The sequence below is a fragment of the Paenarthrobacter sp. TYUT067 genome (assembly GCF_023656375.1).
Taxonomy (GTDB): Bacteria; Actinomycetota; Actinomycetes; order Actinomycetales; family Micrococcaceae; genus Arthrobacter.
Window position 1 is genome coordinate 102,442 of record NZ_JAMOIT010000005.1, and the last position, 17,527, is coordinate 119,968.

At 62.8% G+C, this 17,527-nt stretch carries 20 protein-coding genes; 8 read left to right on the forward strand and 12 right to left on the reverse strand.

Translation table 11 applies throughout. The annotated features are described in order from the left end of the window. Nucleotides 1-42: 42 nt before the first annotated feature. From MOD31_RS06005 to MOD31_RS06020, 4 genes are read right to left on the reverse strand one after another with little or no spacing between them, the layout of a single operon-like run. Nucleotides 43-975, reverse strand: a complete 933-nt coding sequence (locus tag MOD31_RS06005) for a TauD/TfdA family dioxygenase (RefSeq protein ID WP_250820113.1) — start codon at nt 973-975, stop codon at nt 43-45. Between the two features lie 51 nt (nt 976-1,026). Beyond that, nucleotides 1,027-1,947, reverse strand: coding sequence for an ABC transporter permease (locus MOD31_RS06010; RefSeq protein ID WP_142938319.1), 921 nt, complete (start codon nt 1,945-1,947; stop codon nt 1,027-1,029). Next, nucleotides 1,947-2,834 carry an ABC transporter ATP-binding protein gene (locus MOD31_RS06015; RefSeq protein WP_250820114.1) on the reverse strand — a complete coding sequence of 296 codons (888 nt, stop codon included), beginning with the start codon at nt 2,832-2,834 and terminating at the stop codon, nt 1,947-1,949. The genes MOD31_RS06010 and MOD31_RS06015 overlap by 1 nt, the downstream gene beginning before the upstream one ends. Before the next feature lie 2 nt (nt 2,835-2,836). Further along, nucleotides 2,837-3,865: an ABC transporter substrate-binding protein gene (locus MOD31_RS06020; protein WP_166839874.1), complete on the reverse strand. Its 1,029-nt coding sequence runs from the start codon at nt 3,863-3,865 to the stop codon at nt 2,837-2,839. A gap of 378 nt (nt 3,866-4,243) precedes the next feature. Here MOD31_RS06020 and MOD31_RS06025 point away from each other — a divergent pair, with 378 nt between their 5' ends. From MOD31_RS06025 to MOD31_RS06055, 7 genes are all read left to right on the forward strand, one after another. Beyond that, entirely contained in the window at nt 4,244-5,107 is an 864-nt protein-coding gene (locus tag MOD31_RS06025) for a CoA ester lyase (RefSeq protein WP_142938322.1), read from the forward strand. Nucleotides 5,108-5,126: 19 nt separating this feature from the next. After that, the gene (locus tag MOD31_RS06030) at nt 5,127-6,047 is read left to right on the forward strand and encodes a DUF2797 domain-containing protein (protein ID WP_250820115.1); all 921 of its coding nucleotides are present in this window, start codon (nt 5,127-5,129) and stop codon (nt 6,045-6,047) included. A 120-nt stretch (nt 6,048-6,167) separates the two neighbouring features. Next, nucleotides 6,168-6,392 (forward strand): DUF3188 domain-containing protein, encoded by a 225-nt coding sequence (locus tag MOD31_RS06035; RefSeq protein WP_166839878.1) that lies wholly within the window; start codon nt 6,168-6,170, stop codon nt 6,390-6,392. Nucleotides 6,393-6,448: 56 nt separating this feature from the next. Then, the gene (locus tag MOD31_RS06040; protein WP_166839881.1) at nt 6,449-6,898 is read left to right on the forward strand and encodes a MaoC family dehydratase N-terminal domain-containing protein; all 450 of its coding nucleotides are present in this window, start codon (nt 6,449-6,451) and stop codon (nt 6,896-6,898) included. A 2-nt stretch (nt 6,899-6,900) separates the two neighbouring features. After that, on the forward strand, nt 6,901-7,338 hold the full coding sequence (locus MOD31_RS06045) for a MaoC family dehydratase (RefSeq protein WP_142938325.1): 438 nt from the start codon (nt 6,901-6,903) through the stop codon (nt 7,336-7,338). Between the two features lie 53 nt (nt 7,339-7,391). Then, nucleotides 7,392-8,687 carry a sugar MFS transporter gene (locus MOD31_RS06050; protein ID WP_250820116.1) on the forward strand — a complete coding sequence of 432 codons (1,296 nt, stop codon included), beginning with the start codon at nt 7,392-7,394 and terminating at the stop codon, nt 8,685-8,687. A gap of 9 nt (nt 8,688-8,696) precedes the next feature. Further along, nucleotides 8,697-9,764 (forward strand): UDP-N-acetylmuramate dehydrogenase, encoded by a 1,068-nt coding sequence (locus MOD31_RS06055; protein ID WP_142938327.1) that lies wholly within the window; start codon nt 8,697-8,699, stop codon nt 9,762-9,764. Between the two features lie 7 nt (nt 9,765-9,771). Here the strand turns inward: MOD31_RS06055 and MOD31_RS06060 are convergent, their stop codons facing one another. Next, nucleotides 9,772-10,251 carry a hypothetical protein gene (locus tag MOD31_RS06060; RefSeq protein ID WP_062073243.1) on the reverse strand — a complete coding sequence of 160 codons (480 nt, stop codon included), beginning with the start codon at nt 10,249-10,251 and terminating at the stop codon, nt 9,772-9,774. An 85-nt stretch (nt 10,252-10,336) separates the two neighbouring features. On the opposite strand from MOD31_RS06060, the gene MOD31_RS06065 reads away from it, so the two are divergent. Continuing rightward, nucleotides 10,337-11,467, forward strand: coding sequence for a winged helix DNA-binding domain-containing protein (locus tag MOD31_RS06065; protein ID WP_250820117.1), 1,131 nt, complete (start codon nt 10,337-10,339; stop codon nt 11,465-11,467). Between the two features lie 99 nt (nt 11,468-11,566). On the opposite strand, the gene asd is transcribed toward MOD31_RS06065, so the two are convergent. The 7 genes from asd to MOD31_RS06100 all read right to left on the reverse strand — a co-directional run bounded on the left by asd (nt 11,567) and on the right by MOD31_RS06100 (nt 17,527). Beyond that, nucleotides 11,567-12,709, reverse strand: coding sequence for an aspartate-semialdehyde dehydrogenase (asd, locus tag MOD31_RS06070; protein WP_142938329.1), 1,143 nt, complete (start codon nt 12,707-12,709; stop codon nt 11,567-11,569). 106 nt (nt 12,710-12,815) lie between these two features. Continuing rightward, on the reverse strand, nt 12,816-13,037 hold the full coding sequence (locus MOD31_RS06075) for an NF038396 family protein (protein ID WP_142938330.1): 222 nt from the start codon (nt 13,035-13,037) through the stop codon (nt 12,816-12,818). Nucleotides 13,038-13,039: 2 nt separating this feature from the next. Beyond that, nucleotides 13,040-13,657 carry a dihydrofolate reductase gene (locus MOD31_RS06080; protein WP_250820118.1) on the reverse strand — a complete coding sequence of 206 codons (618 nt, stop codon included), beginning with the start codon at nt 13,655-13,657 and terminating at the stop codon, nt 13,040-13,042. Continuing rightward, nucleotides 13,654-14,457, reverse strand: a complete 804-nt coding sequence (locus tag MOD31_RS06085) for a thymidylate synthase (RefSeq protein WP_250820119.1) — start codon at nt 14,455-14,457, stop codon at nt 13,654-13,656. Before MOD31_RS06085 ends, MOD31_RS06080 begins: the two co-directional genes overlap by 4 nt. Beyond that, entirely contained in the window at nt 14,454-14,846 is a 393-nt protein-coding gene (locus tag MOD31_RS06090) for a GntR family transcriptional regulator (RefSeq protein WP_142938333.1), read from the reverse strand. Before MOD31_RS06090 ends, MOD31_RS06085 begins: the two co-directional genes overlap by 4 nt. Beyond that, entirely contained in the window at nt 14,843-16,471 is a 1,629-nt protein-coding gene (locus MOD31_RS06095) for a hypothetical protein (protein ID WP_250820120.1), read from the reverse strand. The genes MOD31_RS06090 and MOD31_RS06095 overlap by 4 nt, the downstream gene beginning before the upstream one ends. Before the next feature lie 87 nt (nt 16,472-16,558). Continuing rightward, nucleotides 16,559-17,527 carry an NUDIX hydrolase gene (locus MOD31_RS06100; RefSeq protein ID WP_223940654.1) on the reverse strand — a complete coding sequence of 323 codons (969 nt, stop codon included), beginning with the start codon at nt 17,525-17,527 and terminating at the stop codon, nt 16,559-16,561.

The following is a 17,527-nucleotide window of genomic DNA, read 5'->3' on the forward strand; positions in this document are numbered from 1 at the left end:
CGCTTAACTGCGACTCAGTTGGGTGCGGACAGCAACACACAGCTACGAGGCGGGGCTGGCCGGAGCCACCACGGAGTAGGTGCTCGAGTCACCCTGCAAGGCTTGGCTGGGCTTGCCATCGATGCTCACCGGGATGTCCCCGGCAATGGTCACACGGTTGAGTTTGCGCGGCTGGCCATCGTAGTTGTCTGGGGCATAGTGCTGGGTGATGCGGTTGTCGAACAGGACCACTTGGTTGGGCTCCCAATTCACCCGGACCACATTCTCCGGGCGCGTCACGTAAGCCTGCAACAGACGGATGATGTCCTTTGACTCAGTGTTGGACAAGCCCACAATCCGAAGCCGCTGCGCGAAGCCCCCAATGAACAATCCGCGCTCGCCGGTCAACGGGTGGACCCGCACCACAGGGTGGGCGGTTTCGAACTTCAGCCGGGTGAACTCCTTGCGTCGCTCCTCCGCGTTGGAGTGCTCAAGGTTCTTGGGCACCGAGTAGTCGTAGTCGTTGGTGTGAATGGCCCACAGGTTGTCTGCGAAGCTGCGCAACTCCTCGGGCAGGTCCTGATATGCGCCGGCCGAGGACGCGATCAGGGTCTCGCCGCCGTATGCCGGAAGGTCGATGCTGCGCAGCGTGGAGGCCTGCGGCGGGTTGACCACGAAAGTGACGTCCGTGTGCCAGTTGTTGGCCGAGCCGTTCTCGCTGTCCACAGGCAGGACATTCTCTTCGCCGTCCACGGAGGCCACAGTGGGGTGTGCCTTGGTCAGCGGACCGAAATGCGAAGCGAACTTCACCTGGGCTTCGTCTGTGACGATGTTGGCCTCGCGGAACACCAGTGCCTTGTGCTCGTTCAGTGCTGCCCGGATCTGCGCCACCGTTTCGTGGCTAAGGTCACCGCTGATGTCCAAGCCACGGATTTCGGCGCCGATGCGGGAGCCGAGCTTTGCGAACTCGAGTTTGGTTTCGGTAATGACGGTCATGGTTCTTTCCTTACTTGTTGTGATGGTTGCGGCAAGAGCCGCGGGGTGGGTCTAGGAAGCGGCGGCGCCAACAGCGGTCCGCCAGCGGGAGAAGTGCCGTTCAAGGGCTACCAACAGGAAGTTCACGCCGAGCCCCAGCAAGGAAACCGTGAGGATGCCGGCGTACATGTCCGGGATGAGGAAGCTGCTCTGTGCATTCACGATCAGATAACCCAGGCCGGCCTTGGCTCCCACCATTTCGGCGGCGATCAACACCAGGATGGATGCGGTGCCGGCCATGCGGATGCCCGTGAAAATGGTGGGAACCGCCGAGGGCAGGATGACTTTCTGGAACAGCCGGAAACTGTTGAGCCCCAAAGAACGCGCGGCCCTGATCAACAACGGGTCCACGGTCCTGACGCCGGCAATGGTGTTCAGGAGCACCGGGAAGAACGCAGCGTAGGCCACGATGCTGATCTTGGATTCCTCACCGATACCCAGCAGCAGCGTGAACACCGGAAGCAGAGCCAACGCGGCGGTGTTGCGGAAAAGCTCCAGCAAGGGATTTAGGACCGAGTTCAGCCGCCCGTACCAGGCAATAAGCAGGCCCAGCGAGACACCCGCCACCAGGGCAGCGCCGAAACCGGCAACTGAGCGTGTGAGGCTGGCTGCGATGTGGCCCTGGATGGTCCCGGCTTCGAAAAGCTTGCCCCAGGCCACCAGCACTTCGTGCAGCGGCGGGAGGAACACCCTGGTGGACGGGCTGGCCAGGTACGTCGGCCCAAGCTCCCAAAGCGCCAGGAATGCCAGGATCGCGGCGGACTTCCACAGACCCGCCCCCACCGCCCCGGTGACTCGTCGCACCAGGCCAGGTGCCGGCGTCGTACCGTCTGCCGCTGCCGTCGAAGTAGTGGAATGCTCGACGGCGGCACTGGGGTCGGGCGCGAAGCCCGTCTTGGGCGCGGCTTCTGTTTGCGTGAGCGTGGTGGTCATCAGGCGGCACTCCTTTCGGTGATGGTTGCCTGTTCGTCCGGTGCGCTGCCATCAGGCAGGATTTTGCGGTGGCCGGCGTCCTGGGCTCGGCGGACTTCGTCGTGCAGGAGCGTCCATACCTGGTGGCGGTGCTCAACGAAGGCTGGGTGAGAGCGGATGTCCTCATCGCCGTCGCGGTCCGGAATGTTGATGTCCACGATTTCCTTGAGCCGGCCGGGCCTCGCGCTGAGAACAGCCACGCGCTCGCCGAGGTACACGGCTTCATCGATGCCGTGGGTGATGAAGACGATGGTCTTGCCCGTGGCTTTCCAGATCCGGAGGAGTTCGTCCTGCAACTGCTCGCGGGTCTGGGCGTCCAACGCAGCAAACGGTTCATCCATCAGCAGCACATCGGGCTCGTACGCCAGGCTCCGGGCGATGGCCACGCGCTGCTTCATTCCGCCGGAGAGCTCATGCGGGTAGCGGTCCTCAAAACCGGCAAGCCCCACCAAAGCCAGGTATTCCTTTGCTTTGGCAGCCCGTTCACGGCGGTTCAGTTTCCTGCCGTCAGGGCCCGCTCCCTCAAGCCCGATGGACACGTTGGCAGAGGCCGTCCGCCACGGGAACAACGCGTACTGCTGGAACACCACAGCGCGGTCCTTGCCCGGACCGGTGACAGCTTTGCCGTCCACCAATACCTCGCCGGAGGTGGGCGTGGAGAGCCCGGCCAGCAGGTCCAGGAGCGTGGTCTTGCCCGAACCGCTGGGACCCACCAAAGTGAGGAACTCGCCGTCACGGACATCCAGGCTCAGCGAATCGATGGCGGTCAGCCGGGTAGCTGCCGCGTCCTTCGTTGCCCGGACCGTGAATTCCTTGGTGACGTTCCGGAGACTGATTTTGGCTGTCATAACTATCCCTTCTTCGCTGCAGCGAGCTCGTTGAACTCGTTCGTGTAGTACTTGGAGGGTGAGAGCTTGTCCTTGACGATCCCGGCTGAGCTGAGCCAAGCCTCCCAACGGGTGAAGTCTTCGTCCGTGATGACCCCGGCGTCCGGAACTCCGGGGCTCTTCCAGAACTTCAGGTTTGCGGTGCTCTCATTGCGTCCACGGCTATCGATGATCTTGGTGAAGCGGGCAATGACTTCGTCACGGGGTGTTTCAGCTGCCCACTTGATGGCTTTGGCAACGCCGGTGGTAAACGTGCGGGTGGTGGTGGGGTTCTTTGCGATGAAGTCGTTGCGGAGCACGATCTGTCCGCCGGCGAAAGTTCCGAACAGCTCCACGTCGCTGAACAGTGACCTCAGTCCGCCGGCCTCAATGGCCCGGTCCTGCAGCACACCGCCCAGCGTTCCGGCGTCCACTTGTCCCCGGCGAATGGCTTCCTCAGTATCGTTCGGCGCCAACGGGACCAACTGAACCTGCTTGATGTCGTCCTGACTGAGTCCGTTCTTGGTCAGCCAGGTGTTGATGACGGCTTCGTGGTGTGCGCCCAGAGTATTGACAGCGATCTTCTTGCCGATCAGGTCACGGGGTTCCTTGATGGTGCTATCGGCCTTGACGTAGTAACCGCTGAAGGTCTTCTCGTCGGAGCCGTAGTAGTTGGTCACTGCCTTGACGGGAGCGCCGGCTTCGATCAGCTTGACCACCGCTCCGGAGAACGCGCCGCCAAAATCGGTCTGATTGGTCGCAGCGGACTGGATGTCCTGCGGGCCGCTGGTGGTGTTTCCCACCCAGTTCAATTTCAGGTCCCCGAGGTAGCCCAGATCGGCAGCGAGTTCAGGAAAGGTGACGTTGTTAGCGGAGCCTTGATACCGAAGTTCCTTCACTTCGTTACCGGCTGGCGCGCCAGGTCCGGCTTCGGCTGCACCGCCGCAGCCGGACACCGTCAGCGCAAGTACGACGGCGGCCGCGACGCTCAGCAGGGGCAGGTGCAGTTTCATGGGAGCTACTTTCGATGGATTGGGATGTGTTGGGTGGCCGGCTGATGCATGAGTTTGCAAACCCGTGCAACGGCTTGGGAACGATGTAAACCCATCCCAACGCCGGCTGGGAAGTGCCGCGGTAACGCCCGGAAACGCTGCGAAACAGCCCGAAACGGAAGGAAATCCGGGGCCATTCCCGGCAACTCTGGGACACAAAGACGCCGTGTTGAGCCCTATGAACAACAGCGACAGGCGGGCCGGATATGACTGGCGGGTACCGGCGTCGGGCGTTCATACTGCCGGACCCCACAGTCATATGGGGTTTAGTTCGTATTGATCCTCACAAGCGGGCGGAATTCTTCGCTGTGCAGGGCGCTGGCCGGATACGGTAGATACATGACGTCTAGCATCGCCGCCGAATCAGTTCGGCCTACCCGCAATATTCCCGCCGACATCGCCCGTTCATGGCTCCTTGTGAATGCCATGAAAACGGAGCTTTTTGACGAATCTGCGGGTTCACGGGCAGACGCGATCATCCTTGACATCGAAGACGCAGTTGACCCTTCGCAGAAGGACATGGCCCGAGAAAACGTAGTCAACTGGCTGACCGCCGGTGGCAAGGCCTGGGTCCGCATCAATGACGCAACCAGCAAGTTCTGGGCCGATGACCTCGCCGGCCTGCGCGGCACCCCCGGCCTGCTCGGCGTGATGCTGGCAAAGACCGAGTCCTCAGACCAGGTCACCGAGAGCTTCCACCGCATGGATGGCAAGACCCCCGTCATCGCGCTGGTTGAGTCAGCCCTTGGCATCGAGGAAGCCAACCACATTGCCCGCGCGCAGGGTGCTTTCCGCCTGGCGTTCGGCTCCGGCGACTTCCGCCGCGACACCGGCATGGCAGCCACCCCGGAGGCCATGGCGTACCCGCGTGCAAAGCTCGTTGTCGCCAGCCGCGTAGGTAACCTGCCGGGCCCCATCGACGGTCCCACCGTCGGCACCAACCACCCCATCTTGCGTGAGCAGACCGGCATCACAGTGACCATGGGCATGACCGGCAAGCTTTGCCTGGCCATCGACCAGACCACTGTGATCAACGAGGTCATCAGCCCCACGCCGTCGGACGTCGCCTGGGCCACGGACTTCATGAACGACTTTGAGGCCAACGGCCGTGTCATCCGCGATGGCTCCGACCTCCCGCGTCTGGGCCGCGCCGAAAAGATCATGAAGCTCGCAGTAGCCTTTGGAGTCCAGCCTTCCCTGTAAGCGTGCTGGTCAGGTAAAGATGCTGGTCCAAGGAGTCGCTTGGGATTCGTCGTCCCCTTCGCTGCGTATCTTCACGCTGGACGAGGAGTTCGTTGATATGGCGTTGGCCCGGGGTTCAGCCCTGGGCCTGCGCGTTCTCCCGGGTTTGTGGTGCCTTGGGCACACGAAGGTCCACGGCCCGGGGGACCGCACCCATGTTCCGTGCCGCAGCGGTTCCCCAGCCGAGCGTGGAAAGCAATGCGGGGCCTGCTTTGCGCGGGACGACTCCCGCCTGATGCACGACTTCCACCGCGGAACATCCGTTCCCACCGGCCTCCGTGCTTACCTGATGCAGCCTCATTGGCTCTATGTGGCCACGTTCGCGAACGGTGCCACCAAAGTGGGGACTGCCTCTGCGCCCCGAAAATGGAACCGGCTCGCTGAGCAGGGAGCTGTGCACGCTTCCTATGTGGCACACGCTGAAGACGGACGCGTTGTTCGCGTTCTCGAGGACCTCGTGACCCGCGAGCTCGGCCTCGTCCAGCAAGTCCGCTCCGCGGCCAAGGTGGCGGGCCTCGTGGAGCCGCGTGCCGCCGTCGAGCTTTCAACCGTGTACCGTCAGCACGCGGGCAGGGTGCGTGAGTTGCTGGGCGGGCTGGCCATGACAGGTTACGCCGTTGTGGAGGAAGAGTGGGAGCGGCCGGCATTGGCCGACGCGCTGTGTACCGCCCGCGCCCAGGGCGGCTTGCGGCACCCCTACCCGGCAACGTTCGACGGCGGCGGGCACGGTTTGCGGATTCATTCAGTGTCAGGGGCGATCGCCTTGGCGGCCCTGCCCGACGCAACGGGGACCGAGGTGGAGGGCAGTTTTGTGGCGGACGTGGGTGCGTTGAAAGGCCGCAAAATCGAGTTCGGCCCCCACACCACGGAAATCCCGGCCCTGCAGGACTCCCTCTTCTAGCGTTCCCTCCCGGCAACGACCCTCGAGTTGCGAGGCCCGCTTTGCAGGGTATTTCGGGTTCCAAGGGTGCAGAGGAGGCCTCGCAACACCCGGCCACAACGCACCACGTAGACTTGGACGGTGCTGGAACAATTTTGGGCCACGGCCTCCACATCGTACAAAGTGCTGGTTTTCGGTGCCATGGGACTGATTGCCGTCGGGCTCGTCCTGTCCATTGTGGGGAACACGTCAGGGAACCAAGGCCTGGCCATCGCTTCGTTGCCCATCATTGGTGTCGGGCTGTTGCTCCACGTTGCCGGGCTTGTGGTGCGCGGCCAGAAGATCCGCAAGAGCTACAAGAAGTAACGCCTTCACCTCTTAAGGCGCTGCCTGCGGGCCTTAAGGCCCGATAGGGTTGGATCATGAGTATCAATCCGGACTTGCAGGGCCGTAGCTACCCTGCCGCAGAGGTATACGACGTCGGCCGTGAAAAGATCCGCGAGTTCGCCAAGGCTGTGAAAGCCGGCAACCCGGCGCATTTTGATGTTGAGGCAGCCAGGGCCTTGGGCCACAGCGACCTCGTTGCCCCGCCAACGTTTGCCATCATCATCGCCCAGCGTGCTGACGCCCAGCTGGTCCAGGATCCCGAGTCGGGCATCGATTTCTCCCGCGTGGTCCACGCAGATCAGCGTTTCACGCACCACCGCGCCATTGTTGCCGGTGACCGCCTCGTGGCCGAACTGCACGTTGACGGTGTCCGGGCCATGGGCGGGGGAGCCATGATCACCACCCGCTCCGAGATTTCCACCGAAGCCGGCGAGAAGGTCGCCACCACAACCTCGTCCATCCTGGTCCGCGGAGAGGGACAGTAACCATGAGCCCTACATTCGAAGAACTGACGGTCGGCCAGGAAATCGGTACCCGCAGCATTGACGTCACCCGTCAGGACCTGGTGAAGTACGCCGGAGCATCGGGCGACTTCAACCCGATCCACTGGAACGAATCTTTCGCCACCTCCGTGGAACTGCCGGGCGTCATCGCCCACGGCATGTTCACCATGGGCGCCGCAGTGCAGCTGGTGAGCGACTGGGCCGGGGACCCTGCCGCCGTCGTCGATTACCAGACCCGCTTCACCAAGCCCGTCCTTGTTACCGATACCACTGGCACCGATGAGGCCGGCGCTGTCATTGACGTGACCGGTGTTGTGGGAGCGCTCGACGCCGATGCCCGCACCGTGCGCGTCGACCTCACCGTCGTTGCGGGTGGACAGAAGGTCCTCATGAAATCGCAGGCGGTTGTGAAGGTCTCTTGAACCTAACGAACACCTGGCAACATCGCAGCAAACCGAGCGCCACTCCGACCGAAATGTCGCGGTGGCGCGCCGCTGTTCTTGCTTCCTACGCGGCCAGCGGCATCGCCTTCGCCACGTGGGTTTCACGGCTTCCCGCCATTCGCGACGGACTGAATCTCACGCCGGGTGGCATCGGCCTTTTGCTGATGTGCATGACGGTGGCGTCCTTCATCTCGATCTCGGCTTCGGGCCTGATTGTGCTGCGGCTCGGTCCTCAGCTGACCACGAGGATCGGCAGCAGCATGGTGGGGGCGGGCCTTGTCACTGTGGGTGTTGGAACCTCCTTGGCGGCCAACCCCTTGGTGGTGGCGGCAGGCTTGATCATCCTGGGCCTGGGTACGGCCAGTTGGAATACCGCATCCAACGTGGAAGGGGCCTCGCTCGAACGCGAATTGGAGCGGCACATCATGCCGCATTTGCACGGTTCCTTCAGCCTCGGAACGGTAGCCGCTGCGGGCTTCGGCGCCTGGGCGGCCGCCATCCACATGCCGGTGTTCTGGCATTTTTTGATCTCCGGCGTAGTAGTGACGGCGTCTGTGGTCACCGCTACCTTTTGGTTCCGCGCCGAAAAGACCGCTGCAGTGACAAAGACCTACCACCCTGAAGAGACCGATACTTTCCAGGACCCCTCCACCGGCCCGCTGCCCATCATCTCCGGCGAGCCGGACGGCGCTCAGCCGGTTGCCCGTAAGACTGCCGTCCCGCTGGACAACAAGCGACTCGTGGCTTTGGCATGGCGTGATCGTCGGACTCTACTGATCGGTGTCCTGGTCCTTGGCCTGGCATTGGCCGAAGGAGCCGCGGGGGACTGGGTGGCCCTGGCACTTGCCGACGGTTATGGGCAGTCCGATGCCGCTGGCGCTGTGGGTTATGGGCTCTTTGTGACGTTCATGACCATTGGCCGTTTCGCGGGAACGGTCATCCTGGACCGTTTCGGGCGGGTGGTGGTGATGCGCTGGTGCTCGGCAACCGCCGTCGTGGGTCTTTCACTCTTTGTGTTTTCTCCGGTTCCGTGGCTCGCGTTCGTGGCGTTGGCGGTGTGGGGTCTGGGCGCTTCGCTCGGGTTCCCGGTGGGTATGTCCGCCGCCGCCGATGATCCAGTGCACGCGGCGGCCCGTGTATCGGTAGTTTCCACCATTGGTTACGGTGCCTTCCTGTGTGGCCCTCCGCTCCTGGGGTTGCTGGCTGAACATTTCGGCATCCTGCATTCGCTGCTGGCACCCCTGGTTCTGCTGGTGGTCAGTTTCTTCCTGGCACCCCTGGCTGGCCGCAAGGCGGCGGAGTCGGCGCAGCCCAACGAAGCCCGTTAGGCTTGATTGGTGACCCAAACGCTGCTTTCTGAACTGACCACTGCTGCCGTTGGCGGCCCCGCGGGCAACTACGTTGAGGCCCGCACCGAGGCGGAGATCATCGACGCCGTCCGGTCGGCCGACGCTGCAGGTGACAAAATCCTGATCATTGGCGGTGGCTCCAATCTGCTGGTCTCCGACGACGGCTACCCCGGAACTGTCCTGAAGATCGCCTCCGAGGGCTTCACCGTGAACTCCGAGGACAGCTGTGGCGGAGTGTCTGTGGTGGTTCAGGCGGGCCATAACTGGGACGCGCTGGTGGAATACTCCGTCCTGCACGCATGGTCCGGCTTGGAGGCGTTGTCCGGGATTCCAGGTGCCACTGGTGCCACTCCTGTGCAGAACGTTGGAGCCTATGGAGCGGACGTTTCACAAACCATTGCGGCCGTTCGGACGTGGGACCGTGAGCGCAACGCAGTGCAGACGTTCACCAACTCGGAGCTCAAGTTCGGGTACCGCGACTCCATCTTGAAACAGACCACCGTTGAGGGCTCGCCCCGCTACGTTGTGCTGACCGTGGAGTTCCAATTGCCGTTGGGGCGGATGAGTGCGCCAATCCGTTACGCCGAGCTGGCCCGCGTGCTGGGTGTGGAGGCAGGGAAACGCGCCTACTCAAACGATGTCCGCCGGGAAGTCCTCCGGCTCCGCGCGTCCAAGGGAATGGTCTTGGACGCAGCAGACCGCGACACCTATTCCACGGGCTCATTTTTCACCAACCCGATTGTGCCTGCGGATCTTGCCTCGACTTTGCCGGACAACGCGCCCAAATACCCGGCAGGGGATGACGGACTGGTGAAGCTTTCCGCTGCCTGGTTGATTGATCAGGCAGGATTCGGCAAGGGCTTCGGACTGGAGGATTCCAGTGTCTCCGGCGGACGGGCCTCCCTTTCCACCAAACACACTCTTGCCATCACCAACAGGGGCTCAGCCACGGCCGCGGACATGGTGGCCATCGCGCGTGAGGTGCGTTCCGGCGTCGTCGAGCGTTTTGGTATTGAACTGCACCCGGAGCCCTTGCTGATCGGCGTTAGCCTCTAGCTAAAACTCAGCGCGTGCGCCGTTCCGCGATCGGAAGCACCTTGTTGAGCAGCAGGAACGTCAGTCCGCAGCTGACCGCTCCCAGCAGGAAGATCTGGCTGAACGCGATACTTTGCGGTGAGGGTCCGCTGGGCATGAACAGCCCGGCCGTGGCGAAGCCGACCAAGCCCAGGAGAAGGACGATCGCTCCGAGAAGGAAACTGCGGACCTGCGCCGCGGCGGCCGGGTAGAACCAGGGCTCGGGGGCGTCGTCGTCCCGGTCGGCAACTGGCTGGGTGGCGGCAGCGGTCCCAATGAGAACCGCAGCAGCTGCAGTTGCTACCAAACTCACTGTCTGGATTGCCTGCATCGCGGGGGAGAGACTCACACCGGTCCCTACCGCCACTATCAGTCCGGCGGCGAGCCCGGCGAGCGTGCAGAACCAGCCGGCGGTAGCCAACCACCGGCTCATCGGCCGCACGAACGGAGCAAGATCACCAAAAAGCATGAATCCATCCTAGGATCCGCTGCTGGGTGACGGCTGGGAGGCACGGCAAGGTTCCCTGTGCTGGATGGTCCTCTTAGGATGAAGCATGCCTGCCGAGAGAACCAACCCCACTCCGCGCGTCATGGGCCGGTTGCGGCTTGTCAGTCAAGGCCTGTTGGGCGGTGGCTTTCCAACGGTCCCGGAGGCGGTCCGGTGGATGACGTGCATGCAGGCGCAGGACCTGGGCTCAGCACTGTGGGCGGTGGGGCAGCGGGTACCTGGAACGACGGCGTCAGACGTTCGGGCTGCCCTCGACGCCGGGACGGTGGTCCGTTCATGGCCTATGCGCGGCACGCTGCATTTACTGGCACCGGAAGATCTCCGCTGGATTCTGAAAATCACGAGTGACCGGCTGATGAACTCGTTGGCGGGCCGACACCGTGAACTCAACATCACGTCCCATGACATCAGCCACTGCAGGGACATCGCTTTCAAAACCGCGGAGGTTCTCAAGGCCGGTGGTGCCCAGGGAGCAAGCCGCGAGCAGCTGTTCCAGGCTTTCGAGGATGCCGGTCAGATCACCAAGGCCCAGCGAGGCATTCATCTGTTGGGCAGTCTCTGCCAGCTCGCGTGGCTGGTGCAAGGACCCATGGCCGGAACCAACGGCAAAGTGGGCGTGCAGCAGCTGTTTGTGCCCTTCGAGGAGTGGATTCCGGACTCGCGGGAGCTGGGACGTGCAGAGGGGATTGCTGAGCTCCTGCTCCGCTATGTAAGGAGCCACGGCCCTGCCACCATCAAGGATTTTGCCTGGTGGAGCCAAATTCCGCTCACCGAGGCCCGGGCCGCCCTCTACGAGGTGCAGGACCGCCTGGTTGAACTTGAGTTTGGGGGCAGTAGCTATTGGCTCTCACCGGAGACTGCGGCAATGCTCGACGACGGCGTCCCCGGCTCGCGCTCGTTGCTGGCGCTCCCGGGGTTCGACGAGTTCCTGCTCGGCTACCAGGACCGGAGCCTGGTGCTGGCTCCTGAACACGCGGAGTTGGTGGTGCCGGGCAAGAACGGAGTTTTCAAACGGATCATGGTGTCCGGCGGAGAAGTGGTGGGTACGTGGGCCAGGACCGTGAATGGCAAGACCATAGGTGTCACGCCGGAACCGTTTGCGGGGGTACTGGGTACAGCCGCTGAGCGTTCCTTCCACGCCCAGGGCCGTGCCTACCTGAAGTTCATGGCAGGGTGAGCCCCCTTGGCCTGCTGAGCCCTAATACGTCGAAAACCCGCTGTTCCGTTGCCGGGCAGCAACGGAACAGCGGGTTAGGGACGTGCTAAGCCGGGCAGGCTAGAGCTTGCCCGTCACAATGTTGAGCATGCGGCGGAGCGGCTCGGCTGCACCCCAGAGGAGCTGGTCTCCCACGGTGAAGGCGCTGATGTATTCCGGGCCCATTTCGAGCTTGCGGATACGGCCCACCGGGATGTCCAAGGTGCCGGACGCTGCCACAGGGGTCAGGTCAGCCATGGAGGCTTCCTTGGTGTTGGGAACAACCTTGGCCCACTCGTTGTCCTTGGCCAGGAGATTCTCGATTTCCGTCACGGACAGGTCTTCGCGCAGCTTGAGCGTGAGGGCCTGGGAGTGTGAACGCATGGCGCCGATGCGGATGCACAAGCCGTCCATGGCGATGTGGTCCTTGCCGGCGGTGCCGTTGCCGGTGCCGAGAATTTTGTTGGTCTCTACTCCGGCTTTCCACTCTTCCTTGGACTGGCCGTTGCCGAGGTCGGCATCGATCCACGGAATGAGGGATCCGGCCAGCGGAACGCCGAACTGGGTGGCGTCAACGCCGGTGCGCTGGGCGGCGAGGACCTTGTGATCGATTTCGAGAATGGCAGACGCGGGATCGTCCAGCTCGCTGCTGACCTCGTTGTTGAGGGTGCCGAACTGGTTGAGGAGTTCACGCATGTGCCGGGCACCGCCGCCTGAAGCCGCCTGGTACGTCATGGAGGTGCCCCACTCCACCAGATTGTTCTTGAACAGGCCGCCGAGGCCCATCAGCATGCAGGAAACCGTACAGTTGCCGCCGATGAAGTCCTTCACGCCACCGGACAGGCCGGCGTCGATGACGTCGCGGTTGATGGGGTCCAGCACGATGATCGAGTCATCGTTCATGCGCAGGGTGGACGCAGCGTCGATCCACAGGCCATCCCAGCCGCGGTTGCGGAGCTCGCCGTGGACCTGCTTGGTGTAGTCGCCACCCTGAGCGGTGACAATAATCGGCAGCTTGGCCAGGGTCTCAATATCGAACGCATCCTCGAGCTTGCCAGCCCCCTGCGCGAACGTCGGGGCGGCACCTCCTGCGTTCGAGGTGGAGAAAAATACCGGGTTGATGTTGGCGAAGTCGTTCTCGTCCTGCATGCGCTGCATCAGGACGGAGCCGACCATGCCACGCCAACCGACCAGTCCAACGGACGGATTAGCTGCTGTAGTCATTTCCCAAGTCTAAACTTTCGGGGCTCAGTGCCGCTGTTGGTTACGTCACGCACGCACTGCACGACGACGGCACCCGCCACAGCGGCCCGCAAGCCGACCGCCCGGGCTAGTGGCCGGCGTCGTGTTCCTGCAACAGGACTGCCTTACGCTTGCGCAGGGCAAAGAACGCACCAAAGGTAAACACCTGCGTGACAACGATCAGCACAATGATCCCGGCAATTTTGTTCCCGCCCAGGATCATGGTGAGTCCCACAATGGCGGAGATCAGGGCAAAAAGCGGCAGGAGCATGTAGCCCAGCACGAACAGGGTTTCGGGTTTCTTCAGCATGCTTAGCTCTCTTGGCTTTCCTGGTTTGCGTTCCGGCGCCACGTGGTGAACCGGTAGTTGGTGCCGTTCTTGGAGGTGAGCCACCCGTCGGAAGGGGCTACGGCATCGAAGGTCCAGTCATCACCGAGTTCGGGAGCGAAGGTATCGCCCTCTAGATCGGCATCAATGATGGTGATCACTGCGAGGTTGGCGATACCCATGGACTGTTCAAAGATTTCGCCGCCACCAATGATCCACACCTTCTGGCCACCGGGCGCGAACTGCGATTCCAGCAGGGCGGCATCAAGGGAGGAAACCACGACGGCGCCCTCGGCTTCAGGCGTGGAAGCCCACTCAGCGTTACGGGTCACCACAATGTTGGTGCGGCCGGGCAGGGGGCGGTACTTTTCGGGGAACGACAGCCAGGTCTTGCGGCCCATGATGACGGGGTGTCCCGTGGTGAGCTGGCTGAAGTGTTTGAGGTCCTCGGGCAGGTGCCACGGCATAGTGCCGTCCTTGCCGATCACGCCGTCCTTGGTCTGGGCCCACACCAGTCCGATGCCGGTCATGCGGGCCGCGGTCTCTTGGGTGAAGATGACACCGGGGAGTTGGGCCGGAACCTCTGAAGATGATGTGCTCATACCGCGATCGGCGCCTTGATAGTGGGGTGGTGGCGGTAATTCACAACCTCAAAGTCATCCAGCGTGTAGTCAAAGATGGAGTCCGGCTTGCGGAGGATCTTCAGCTGTGGGTACTCGTACGGCTCACGGCTGAGCTGCTCGGAAACCTGGTCCACGTGGTTGTCGTAGACATGGACGTCGCCGCCGGTCCAGACGAATTCGCCCGGCTCAAGCCCAAGCTGCTGGGCCACCATGCGGGTCAGCAGGGCGTACGAGGCAATGTTGAAGGGGACGCCCAGGAACGTGTCCGCCGAGCGCTGGTACAGCTGGCAGGACAACTTGCCGTCAGCCACATAGAACTGGAAGAACGCGTGGCATGGGGGCAGCGCCATGTCTTTGAGTTCGGAGACGTTCCACGCGGACACGATGTGCCGCCGGGAATCCGGGTTGGAGGCCAGGTTGGTCATGAGCTCGGAGATCTGGTCGATGTGCCCGCCGTCGGGAGTGGGCCAGCTCCGCCACTGCACCCCATAAACGGGGCCCAGCTCGCCGTCGGCATCCGCCCATTCGTCCCAGATGGAGACGCCTTGGTCCTGCATCCACTTCACGTTCGAATCGCCGCGCAGGAACCACAGGAGCTCCACCGCCACGGATTTGAAGTGAACCCGCTTGGTGGTGATCAGCGGGAAGCTCTCGGCAAGATCGAACCTCAGCTGACGGCCAAAAACGCTGCGCGTTCCGGTTCCGGTGCGGTCCGACTTGTGCGTGCCGTTAGCCATGACATCGCGCAGAAGGTCTTCATAAGGGGTGGGGATGCTCACGAGTCAAGCTTACTGGCCAGCCGCCCGCGGAGAAGATCAATGAGCGTTTCATCACTCACGCCCGCGTCGCGCGCCGTCTGAATCAAGCCGTCGACGGCGGCAATCACCGCGGCGTCTGCCCGGATAGTGCCGTTCGGTGCCTGAGGCGGCCCGACGACGATTGTCCCGTTCCGGCGTCGTGACTCGATCAATCCCTGCTGCTCGAGTTCTTTGTAAGCGCGTGCCACCGTGCCAGCCGCGATGCCAAGGTCTGCCGCCAGACTCCGGACCGTGGGCAGCCGACTGCCGGGTTCAAGGACCCCGATGGCAATCAATGAGCTGAGTTGCCTGCGGATTTGTTCGAAGGGAGGTACGGGATCCGCGAGGTCTACTGTGATTCCGGCGGTCATTGCGCCCGTTCTTCATGATGAGCAGGATCACTACGTGGGATGGTTCCGAGCAGGCTGCGAACCGGTACCACTGCCACGATCACTGCGATGGCCGCCAAGACCATGCCCACTGTGATGGCCGGGCTGGGTGCCAACGGGTATTCGCCGTCGCCCGGTGCAAATACGCTGTACCACGCATCGCCGGTGATCATGAGCAGCGCTGCGGCCTGTCCGAGGCAGTAAGCGGCCAGTATCCTCACGATTCGATACAGGCTGATGGCCCTGAGCGCGGCGTCCAGGCCCGCATCGCCCTCACTTTCCGGGATACCACGACGGCGGCGCACGGCGAGGATAGCAGCCGCACCCGCCGCGGCTACTACCGCCGAGAGCAGAAGAGCCGCCGGCCAAGCCTTGGGGGTGAGGGTCTGTGATTCCGCGGCCACGGCGAAAGACACAGCCACGGCAAATATCGCGGCGCTTCCGATTGCGAAGGAGAGTAGTCCTCGCGAAACGGCCTGCCGAGGCCAACGGAGCTGAGCTTCGGGTTGGCCATAATTTCGCGCCATCAGCACCTCGCCGGCCGCAATGGCTGTCAAGAGGGCCGCGGCGGCGATGGCGATCACGATGGGAAAGGCCCCAGGGTCGAGGGGGCGTGAGGCCATCAGAATCGCCACGACACCCGCCACTAGTGCAAGTCCGCCAATCACGCCCAACACTGCTCCAAGGGAAATACTGAGCCGGGCGGCTCCGTGGGTTAGAGGATCGGAGCGGAGTGTTTTTGCGCTCGTGACTTGAGGAGCTTTGAGGATCGAGGGAAGTTCAGGCACCCGCCACCACCACATTGCCGCGAGAACTGCCATGTTGATCAGCCCCAGTATGTTGAACCAGGACGACTGCCACGTGGCTCCGGGGGCCGGTTGTGATGCGAAGTTCCCGGCGATACTCGCGAGCCCGGCGGCGATGGTCGCCACGGTCCGAAGCAGCCGGTTGGTGGCTATTGTTCGTAGAGTTCGGTTGTCATCGCCGTCGAGCGTTTCCAACTGGCGTCGACGCGCAATCAAGAGGAGCACCAGCCACGTTCCCACGGCCAGAACCAGCAAGGTCCCGCCAAGCCAAAGGGCAAGTTCAAGGCCCGGAATCCGTCCGTCCTGCCCTTGTCCCATGTAGCCGTTGTCCTCAGGTGGAGACTGGCCCGGCGGCGTAGGCGGCACGGCTGTGTACGCTGGCAAGGTTGCGATCCAAGCGATGGCCAAAGCTGCGTAGCCGAAGATGGCCGCCGTGGTCCAAGCGAGTTTGCGGGGAAGGAAGTCCCTGATCCTCCGGACCTTCAGCTCTGCGTACCGGCGTGGTGCCTTCGGTGCGGGGTAACTCAGCTGACCGAGGGCATGGACGGTGAGGCACGCGACAATTGGCCAGGCAAGTGCGTTGGCGATCTGGTCCGGAGTTGCAGGAGCGCTTGATCCCAGGGGATTCGACCTGATGATTCCGGCGCTCATGGCACCCTGCAGGGAACTTGCCATCCAACCAATGATGCCCACCCAAAGCCCATGGGAGGCCACGGACTGGGCATCAGGCTTGGACCAGACCTGCATCCTCAGGAACAGGTACACGATGATGGCACCGACTACCGGTCCCAGGAAAAACATTGTTGGCAGAACAACCACGGCAAGACCCCCACATCTTTTGTATCAATCTACTGACACAAAGAAGTGAGGGTCAAGCCGTTTGCCGGGTCAGTCGTCGAACGGTTTGACCTGCTCCACAGACACAATTTTCCGCTCGGATCCCCGCGCTACCTGGCAAACAATGACTTCGCCGGGAGAAAGATAAGGATCTGTTGTGGGAAGGAGTGCACGTAGGGCCTGCGACATGTGCTGGCCCAACTGCTTCAACGCCGTCGGCAGAGCCGGGCGATGCGTGCACACAGCGATCGGCAGCTGCTTGTCGAACAAAGCCTCAACAGCGGCAGCCGTCTTCTTGGGGGAGCGCTGATGGGTGTGCTCGGTGAGTGCTTCCACCAGTTTCACCTTGACGCCGCTGGCCTTGGCATAGGGGGCGATGGTGGCAACGCAACGCGCCCAGGGGCTGGTGACCACACGTTGTGGTTTCCACACCTCCAGCAGGCGCTGGACGGCAACTGCTTGCCGCTGGCCTGTGGCAGCCAAGGGACGGTCGCCCTCGGCTTTGGTCCATGAGGACCGCGGCTTCGCTTTGGCATGGCGGATCAGCACCAGCGGCCATGTGTCTAGTTCACCGCGGACGTGGGCCTTCTGAAGGTATTCCAGCGGCTCCACATCTGATGGGTTACTCAGGAAGCTTGCAGCCCGGTCCGGGCTGCACCACATGACACTGTCCACTTCTTTGCCATCGGGCCGAAGCTGGGCGCCGTTGACCTTCACTGCCCAGTACCTGACCACCTTCAAGCCGGCACTGACGCGGTAGTGAATTGCCGGAAGAGGTATGCCCAGCGGGGCCTGGAGTCCTATCTCTTCCCACACCTCACGGGCAGCACACTCGGGAACTGTTTCCCCGGCGTCGAGTTTTCCTTTGGGCCATGACCAGTCGTCATACCGGGGACGATGGATCAGGAGGACCTCGAGGGCACCTTTGGTGATGCGCCAAGGAATGGCGCCGGCGGCGACAACGGCCACCGCCTCGCCGGGGTGGTCTGTTTGATCCGCCACGGGGGTATCGCTGTTCAA